The 1,394-nt window shown below is 73.2% G+C and carries 1 protein-coding gene and 1 pseudogene; both read right to left on the bottom strand.

Annotated features, from left to right (window positions below):
• A partial coding sequence (locus tag QH283_RS00005; protein ID WP_280500966.1) for a class I SAM-dependent methyltransferase occupies nt 1–780 on the bottom strand: 780 nt, incomplete at its 3' end.
• 277 nt (nt 781–1,057) lie between these two features.
• Nucleotides 1,058–1,394, bottom strand: a pseudogene (locus tag QH283_RS00010) (sigma-70 family RNA polymerase sigma factor); the annotation flags it as partial.

Consider the following 1,394-nt stretch of genomic DNA (forward strand, 5'->3'; position numbering starts at 1 on the left):
CCGCCGGGGGGGCGGGGGCCCCCGGCGGCGGGAGGCCGAGCCCGCGGCCGCGCGAGGGCGCCGGTCGGGAACCGCGCGCGGGTCGGGGATGGCGCGCAGAGCGAGGAAGCCGACGGGTTCGGTGGCCAGGCGGGCGTAGCGTTCGGGGTCGATGTCGGCCGCGGAGGGCACGGGGCGGGGTTCGCGGACGCATTCGAGGAGGAAGCCCACGGCGCGCAGTTCCTCACAGGTCTGTTCCAGCGGGGACAGCCAGTGACGGACCTGCCAGCCCTTCGACCAGATCTCCTCGACGACCCTGGGGCGGAAGTAGTCGCCGCCGTGGCGTAACCAGTCGCCGGTGGGGTGCGGTCGGGACAGCACCAGGGCGCCGCGCGGACGCAGCACCCGGCGCAGCTCGCGCAGGGTGGCGGTGCGGTCGTCGAGGTATTCCAGGGCGAGGGCGAACAGGACCAGATCGACCGAGGCGTCGGGCAGCCAGGAGATGGGCTCGTTGAGGTCGTGGACGCGGAAGTGCGCCTGTGGCACGCGCTTACGGCTCAATTCGACCATGCGGGGGCTGATGTCCAGGCCGACCACCCAGGCGCCCCTGGCGACGAGTTCCTCGGCGTACAGTCCCGGGCCGCAGGCCACGTCGAGCACGGTACGACCGGAGACATCGCCCAGCAACTCCAGGCAGGCGGGGCGGTCGAGGTGGGCGTTGTAGATTCCCTCGCGCGCGTGTTCGAGGAATTCCTCGGCGAACAGATCGTACTGGGGGTCCGAGCCAACCCTGTCGGTCATGCGCTCAGTCTGCCCGAAAGACGCGGCGGACGCGGGCACAATTCCCCTTCGTCGCCGCAGATCAGGACCCTACGGGACGGTAGGTTCCGAACGGGGGGACCGCCGGGGGGGAGGTGGCGGCGACCGCCGGTGACCGGCTGGGCCGAGATCGGTGCGGCGCTCCCCGCGACCATCGGACCATCGCGCCGACCGGAGGTGAGCCTCCTCGCGTCGGATGCCCGTTCCCGCCAGGCGGCCGTGTCCAGCAACCCGCTGGAATCACGACGGCGACGAATGGTCACGGCAGGGCGAGCGCCACGTCGCGCCCCTCGGGCACGGTGATGCGCACGCGGGTGATCGACCCGGCCGCGAACTCGAAGCCGACGAGCGCGAACAGCTGTCCGCCGGGCGCGATCACCGCCGCGGCCTCGCCGTCGGCGAATATCGGTGCGGCACAGGCGATCCGGTCAGCGAACGATCTGGTCTCCGCCGCCACGGCCCGTGCGCCGCGCACGGTCGCGGCGGCTGTCCGCGGCAGCAGGCGCGCGTCGGCGGTGCGGACCGCGTCGGGTGCGAGCAGGACGACCAGCCGTTCGATGTCGCCGTCGCGCGCGGCCGCGAGGAAGGCCTCGACC

Origin of the sequence: Nocardia farcinica (assembly GCF_029867845.1) — a bacterium.
Taxonomy (GTDB): Bacteria; Actinomycetota; Actinomycetes; order Mycobacteriales; family Mycobacteriaceae; genus Nocardia; species Nocardia farcinica_A.